This window comes from Variovorax sp. KBW07 (assembly GCF_003852515.1).
Classification (GTDB): Bacteria; Pseudomonadota; Gammaproteobacteria; order Burkholderiales; family Burkholderiaceae_C; genus Variovorax.
The window spans coordinates 1-6,945 of sequence record NZ_QAJK01000190.1 but is presented as its reverse complement, the minus strand read 5'-3'; the positions used below and the strand labels follow the sequence as shown (position 1 = coordinate 6,945).

Below are 6,945 nucleotides of genomic sequence, written 5' to 3'. Positions count from 1 at the left end.
CGGCGCGAGCGTCGCCCCGAATGAACGTGAACAGCAGCGCCCCAAACGCAAACTGCGACGAGCGAAGAAGCAGCAGGCCATCTCAGGCGACAGCAGCCTTGAGGTCGCGGAAAAAGCTTTCTTCCTGCTGCGCCTGCTCACGCAGCTTCGCGGCCAGGGCGGCAGGGTCGACAGCCTCGCGCCCCTTCACCATGCGCGCTGCCTTCAGCGCGAACGCCCGCCAGCCGTCGCCGATGGCTGTCAGCCGGTCGGACATCTGAAGCAACTGTGGCTTGTCGAGCAGTTGCGCCGCCTCTTGCAGGAAGCCCGCGTAGATGAAACGGAAACCCGCGCCACCCGTGCCGATTTCTTCCTGCATGCGCACCAGGTGGCCGATGAAGTCCACGCTCCGCGGATCGCTGGCCGACAGCCGCTGCATCCGGTTGGCCAGCGTGCGCATGCCGCGCACGCCGACGATGGGAATGGGCGCCAGCATGTTGCGCACCGTCTTGCGAATCGCCTTCGTGACCGAGGCCGCATCCACCGCCTTGCGATCGATGGCCTGCGGGTAGTACATGAGCCCCTTTGGTGCGAGCACACCCTTGGCGAAGCGCGCGCGCGACAGGTCGCTGCTCGGGCATCGCACGGGCTCTTCGAACACCGGGTCGCTGATCAGGTAGTCGTCGCCGTCCTTGCCGTACACCAGCAGGTTGTGCGCGTTGAAGTGAAAGCGCATGTTCGGCGGAAAGTACGGCAGCCAGTACACCGAGGTCTGCAACCCCACGAGTTGGCCGTCGGCCAGCAGCGCATCGAGCCGCTGCTGCCCGGCCTCGGGGCTGCGGAAAGTCTCGAAGCGAAAGCGCGCGGCCATCGGCGCCAGCAGGCCCTTGATGATGGCCTTGGGCGGCATCCGGTACGAAATGAGCGGCAGGCCCGACAGCTTGATGAACGGCAGGTACGCGAACGACAGCGCCGACGACAGGCCCAGCGCCATGCTCTCGGTCATGGGCGCGCCGTGGTGGCGCATGAGGCTCGAGATGACGCCGCTCTCGCAGTGCGCCGCCTGTTGGTGTTGGAAGTTCATCGTCATCGTCATCGTCGTCGTCACGGCGGCAGGCCTCGCAAGGTGGAAACGGGCAGGCCCAGCGCTTCGCCATAGCGTGCGAGCTGGGCCGTCGACAGTGCGGCGAAGTGGCGCGGCTGCAGGTGGCGGCGCACGCGCCATTGCCAGAAGCCGCTGGTCTGCGACAGCAGCGCCACGTCCATGCGGCGCTCGTACATCCAGTATTCGAGTGGCGAGGCAACGCCGTCTTTCACGCGCTGCCTGGCGGCCTGCGCCTGCTCGACCAGCACGTCGACCGCGTGGCTGGTGACGATTTCTTCCGCCTCCCAGCCGCGCGACGTGGTGGTGACCACGCGGCCCTGCGCGTCGCGCGCGTACATCAGCTTGGAATGGCCGTCGAGGGTTGCGTTGCCCTCTTGCGGGACTGCATCGATGTCCATGGCTACACCGCCTCCATGTAGATGAAGCCGCTGGAGAAGCGGCCGCTTTCGGGCACGAACATCAGCAGCTTCTGGCCCCGCTGGATGCGGCCCGAGCGGAACAGCTCGTCGAGCATGATGTAAGGCGAAGCCGAGCCCGTGTTGCCCTTGCTCGCGAGGTTGCTGAACCAGCGCTCGCGCGGAATGTGCAGGCCCAGCGATTCCAGGCACTGGCTCACCGGCTCGACGAAGTAGTGCGACGACAGGTGCGGCAGGAACCAGTCGATGTCTTTCGACTTCAGCCCGCGCCGCTCGATGACGACGGCCAGCGGCTCGCCCAGCGTGGCGCGCACGATGTTCTCGTTGAGCAGGCGCACGTCCTGCTTGACCGCGAAGGTCGACTCGCGCTGCCAGTCCGCGGGCGAGAAGCGCGCCCAGCCGTCGAGGCCGCCTTCGGCGTTTTTCTCGGCGCCCGCGTACATGCACACCGGCAACTCGTGCGCGGCCGACGACAGGTCGATCCATTCGACGCGCAGCGACAACGGCCCGCGCGGCTCGCGCTCCAGCAGCACCGCGCCGGCACCGTCGGACAGCATCCAGCGCAAAAAGTCTTTCTCGAAGGCCAGTTCGGGCCGCGCCTCCAGGGCTTCGAGCTTGTGCTCGAGCTCGGCCTCGAAGTTGGCGCCGCGCATCACGGCCGAAGCCAGCTCGGAGCCCGTGGCCACCGCGCGGCGCGCATCGCCCGCGCGCACCGACAGCCAGGCGTGCTTGAAGGCGGCGGTGCCGGCCAGGCAGATGCCGGCGCAGGCCACCACTTCGAGCCGCGGCCAGCCGAGTTCGCCGTGCACCATGACCGCGTGGTTGGGCATGAGCTGGTCGGGCAGCGACGTGCCGGTGGCCAGGCAGTCGACCGGCCCGATGTCGTCGCCCAGCGCGCGGATTGCCGACGCGGTGAGCTGCGCATTGGTCATGGCCAGCTGGCCGGTGGCGCGGTCGATCGCGTAGTGGCGCGACTGGATGCCGTTGCTGCGAAGAATCAGCCGCCGAGCACGGGACGCCTTGCCGCCGATGCGACCGAGGACTTCTTCGATGTCTTCATTGCTGACCGGGGAAAAGGGCAGAAAGGCGGCGGTACGGGTCAGGAAGACATCAGTCGTCATAGAGGTGGGAGCGGTCCGTGGCAGAGCCCGACGGGCACTCGAATTGGGCTGTCATTTTAGTCAGCCACCCCTTGAGAAACGGTCGCAGAAGCGCCTGAAGAGTCAGGCTGACCGGGACTACCGTCACGATCAGTACCAGCAAAAAGAGAACGTACAGCAACAGCAGCGGCTTGCGCGGCCACGCGCCGGGCCCGCCGACCGCCATGATCAGCCTGCCCCAGAGGTAGAAACTGCGGGTGCCGGCCTTCTCGCTGATCAGCAGCCGGGCGTTGGCCTGCACCGCGCCCAGGCCGGCCAGCAGCGGCTGCGTACCGCGCTCCAGGTCGTTGTGCAGCGCATCACGCAGGGCACGGCCGAATCGACCCGTACTGCGGATTTGACCCGTACTCAGGCCCGCGTCGGGCATGCCCCAGAAGCCGCGCTTGCGGCCCCAGATGAGCCAGGCCGGCGTGGTGAAGAAAGTGGCGAGCGTGGGGCCGGGGTCGGTCAGCACCACGTTGTCGATCAGCCGCGCGCCCACGTCGTCGAGCATGCCCTTGAGTTTTTCGTGGGCCAGCAGCCACATGTTGCGGCAGGCGATGACGGTCACCACCGGCTTGCCCTTGAGCAGGCGCGCCGCCACCGGGTGCTTCAGGAAGGCCGTGACCGGCTGCGACGGCGCCAGGAACCACACCTGGTAAGGCAGGATGACGAGGTCGAAATCTTCGTCGCCCGTGAGCGAGAGCGGTGCCAGCGGCGGCGGCACCATGTGGGCCGATTCCGGGAAGGCGTCGAAGAAGCGGATGAAGGGCCAGGGAAACGGAAACGGCACCAGCGGCCGCAGCGTTTCTTCGTGCACCTGGACCGACGGATCGGCCCGCAACGGCGCGACGATCTGCTCGGCAACGCTGTCGAGCTGTCCGGATTGCGAATAGTGGATCACCAGGACGCGCTTGGGGCGTGCGGAGGGGCTGGGGGAACTTGTGGTCACGTGCGGGCAATTTCGGGGGCCGTCGAATGTAAGCGAACAGCAGGGCCGGCGCATCTGCCATTGGTCATGGCGTCGCGGCAATCAGACGGTCCGCGGGGCCCGATGCGGGAAAAGAAACAAAAAAAGGGCCGCTCCCTGCGGCGCGGCCCTCTTTCCGGTCGGTGCACGGAAATCCGTGCAGCGCGTGGTGCGCCCTGCTCAGCGCACCTTGCCTTCCTTCCAGGCGGTCAGCAGCTTGTTGTAGTCGATGGTCTCGCCCTTCGGCTTTTCGTTGGCCAGCTTCTTCCACGGGGCGTGGTCGTCGCTCAGGTACTTGGCCGGGTCGCCCTTCGGGTTGAGCTTGGGCGCGCAATGGGCCATGCCGGCACGCTCGAGGCGGGCCATCACGTTGTCCATCTCGTCCGCCAGGTTGTCCATGGCCTTCTGCGGCGTCTTCTCGCCCGTCACCGCCTCGGCCACGTTCTTCCACCAGAGCTGCGCCAGCTTCGGGTAGTCGGGCACGTTGGTGCCGGTCGGGGTCCAGGCCACGCGCGCGGGGCTGCGGTAGAACTCGATCAGGCCGCCGTACTTGTTGGCGTTCTGCGTGAAGAAGTCCGAACGGATGTCGCTGTCGCGAATGAAGGTCAGCCCGGTGATCGACTTCTTCAGCGAAGTCGTCTTGGCGGTGATGAACTGCGCATAGAGCCAGGCGGCGGCCGTCTTGTTGGCGTCATGGCCCTTGAAGAAGGTCCACGAGCCCACGTCCTGGTAGCCGTTCTGCATGCCCTGCTTCCAGTACGGGCCGTTCGGGCCGGGGGCCATGCGCCACTTGGGCGAACCGTCTTCGTTCACGACCGGCAGGCCCTTCTTGGTCATGTCGGCGGTGAAGGCCGTGTACCAGAAGATCTGCTGGGCAATCTGGCCCTGCGCCGGCACGGGGCCCGATTCGCCGAAGGTCATGCCCATGGCTTCCTTGGGCGCGTACTTCTTCATCCAGTCGATGTACTTGGTGAGCGCATAGACCGAGGCCGGCGAGTTGGTGGCGCCGCCGCGCGACACCGAAGCGCCCGTGGGCGTGCACTTGTCGGCCGCCACGCGAATGCCCCATTCGTCGATCGGCATGCCGTTCGGAATGCCCTTGTCGGCCGCGCCGGCCATCGACAGCCACGCATCGGTGAAGCGCCAGCCGAGCGACGGGTCTTTCTTGCCGTAGTCCATGTGGCCGTAGATCGGCTTGCCGTCGATGGTCTTCACGTCGACGCTGAAGAACTCGGCGATGTCTTCGTAGGCGCTCCAGTTCAGCGGCACGCCCAGGTCGTACCCGTACTTGGCCTTGAACTTGTCCTGCAGGTCCTTGCGCGCGAACAGGTCGGCGCGGAACCAGTACAGGTTGGCGAACTGCTGGTCGGGCAGCTGGTAGAGCTGGCCATCGGGCGCGGTGGTGAAGCTGGTGCCGATGAAATCCTTCAGGTCGAGGCCGGGGTTGGTGAACTCCTTGCCGGCGCCCTTCATGTACTCGGTGAGCGACATGATCTTGCCGTAGCGGTAGTGCGTGCCGATCAGGTCGGAGTCGGACACCCAGCCGTCGTAGATCGACTTGCCCGACTGCATCGAGGTCTGCAGCTTCTCGACCACGTCGCCTTCCTGGATCAGGTCGTGCTTGACCTTGATGCCGGTGATTTCCTCGAAGGCCTTGGCCAGCGTCTTCGATTCGTACTCGTGGGTGGTGAGGGTTTCGGACACGACCGAAACCTCCTTGACGCCCTTGGCCTGGAGCTTCTTGGCGGCGTCGATGAACCACTTCATTTCTTCCATCTGCTTGTCCTTGGACAAGGTGGAAGGCTGGAACTCGCTGTCGATCCATTTCTTGGCTTCGGCCTCTCCCGCCGATGCCGCACCGTGTGCGGCGAACATCGCCGCCGCCAGTGCCAATGCCGTGTAGCGCATCTTCATGAATGTGTCTCCTCGGTTGAACGCTTCCCCGGTGTTGTCGTTCGCGGCTCCGGGGAGGCGGAGAGCCGGACGCTTGCTGAAATGAGGGAGGTGCGGTGCGAGCTCAGCCCTTGCGCATCACGAGCGCGAGCAGGAACATCGACAGCACGAAGCTGATCCAGATCGAGGGCTCGGCCTCCAGGCTCATCCACTCCTGGAACTTGCCGGCCAGCCCGATGAAGATCAGGTTCAGGTAGGCCGCCGAAAGCAGCCCGATGAACAGCCGGTCGCCGCGCGTGGTGGCCATCGGCAGCCAGCCGCGCCGCGTGGTGGTGGGCGACTTGAGCTCCCACACGGTCATGCAGACCAGCATGAGCGCGATGCAGATGAAGAAAACGGCCACCGGGGTGGTCCAGACCATCCAGTCGAACATGTGTGGGTCTCCTTCCTTAGACGCGGCCCATCGCAAAGCCTTTTGCGATGTAGTGGCGCACGAACCAGATGACGATGGCGCCCGGCACGATGGTGAGCACGCCGGCGGCCGCCAGCGTGGCCCAGTCCATGCCCGAGGCGCTGACGGTGCGCGTCATGGTGGCGACGATGGGCTTGGCGTTGACGCTGGTGAGCGTGCGTGCCAGCAGCAGCTCGACCCAGCTGAACATGAAGCAGAAGAACGCGGCCACGCCCACGCCGGCCTTGATGAGGGGCAGGAAAATGGTGGCGAAGAAGCGCGGGAACGAGTAGCCGTCGATGTACGCCGTTTCGTCGATCTCGCGCGGAATGCCGCTCATGAAGCCTTCGAGAATCCACACGGCCAGGGGCACGTTGAACAAGAGGTGCGCCAGCGCCACGCCGAGGTGGGTGTCCATGAGGCCGACGGTGCTGTAGAGCTGGAAGAACGGCAGCAAAAATACGGCGGGCGGCGTCATGCGGTTGGTGAGCAGCCAGAAGAAGACGTGCTTGTCGCCAAGGAACGAGTACCGCGAAAACGCGTAGGCGGCGGGCAGCGCGACGGTGAGCGAGATGACGGTGTTGATGGCGACGTAGATCAGGCTGTTGATGTAGCCGGAGTACCACGACTCGTCGGTGAAGATGCGGGCATAGTTGGCCCAGGTGAGCTGCTGCGGGAAGAAGGAGAAGCTGGACAGGATCTCCTCGTTGGTCTTGAAGCTCATGTTGATCATCCAGTAGATGGGCAACAGGGCGAACAGGATGTACAGCACCAGGAAGATGCTGCGTTTGTGGAATCTCTTCTCGTTCATGTCAGTTGCTCCACTGGGCGCGGTTGTGTTCTTGGCGCTGCTGTTTGGGGCGGGTGCATTCGGGGTGCGTGCGAATGACACCGGGTACTTCCCTCCGCGAATGTCCCCCGCTTCGCTCCTCCTTTATTTCGCTGCGGGAAGCACCCGATGCCACTCGCACGAAGGCGCTGCGCTTGTGTCG

At 65.3% G+C, this 6,945-nt stretch carries 7 protein-coding genes; all 7 read right to left on the bottom strand.

Annotated elements, in window-relative coordinates:
- Window positions 1-82: 82 nt before the first annotated feature.
- Complete coding sequence (locus DBV14_RS30640; RefSeq protein WP_124465289.1) at window positions 83-1,063, bottom strand: BtrH N-terminal domain-containing protein; 981 nt, start codon at window positions 1,061-1,063, stop codon at window positions 83-85.
- Window positions 1,064-1,083: 20 nt separating this feature from the next.
- A complete protein-coding gene (locus tag DBV14_RS30635; RefSeq protein ID WP_124465288.1) occupies window positions 1,084-1,482 on the bottom strand; it encodes a hypothetical protein in 399 nt (132 codons plus the stop codon).
- A gap of 2 nt (window positions 1,483-1,484) precedes the next feature.
- Window positions 1,485-2,621, bottom strand: coding sequence for a beta-ketoacyl-ACP synthase III (locus DBV14_RS30630; RefSeq protein ID WP_124465286.1), 1,137 nt, complete (start codon window positions 2,619-2,621; stop codon window positions 1,485-1,487).
- Window positions 2,611-3,591 carry a dialkylrecorsinol condensing enzyme gene (locus DBV14_RS30625; protein ID WP_124465284.1) on the bottom strand — a complete coding sequence of 327 codons (981 nt, stop codon included), beginning with the start codon at window positions 3,589-3,591 and terminating at the stop codon, window positions 2,611-2,613. The genes DBV14_RS30630 and DBV14_RS30625 overlap by 11 nt, the downstream gene beginning before the upstream one ends.
- Window positions 3,592-3,789: 198 nt before the next feature.
- Complete coding sequence (locus tag DBV14_RS30620; protein ID WP_124465282.1) at window positions 3,790-5,523, bottom strand: ABC transporter substrate-binding protein; 1,734 nt, start codon at window positions 5,521-5,523, stop codon at window positions 3,790-3,792.
- Between the two features lie 103 nt (window positions 5,524-5,626).
- A complete protein-coding gene (locus DBV14_RS30615; RefSeq protein ID WP_124465280.1) occupies window positions 5,627-5,935 on the bottom strand; it encodes a DUF2160 domain-containing protein in 309 nt (102 codons plus the stop codon).
- A gap of 16 nt (window positions 5,936-5,951) precedes the next feature.
- Window positions 5,952-6,764, bottom strand: a complete 813-nt coding sequence (locus tag DBV14_RS30610; RefSeq protein WP_124465278.1) for a carbohydrate ABC transporter permease — start codon at window positions 6,762-6,764, stop codon at window positions 5,952-5,954.
- Between the last annotated feature and the right edge of the window lie 181 nt (window positions 6,765-6,945).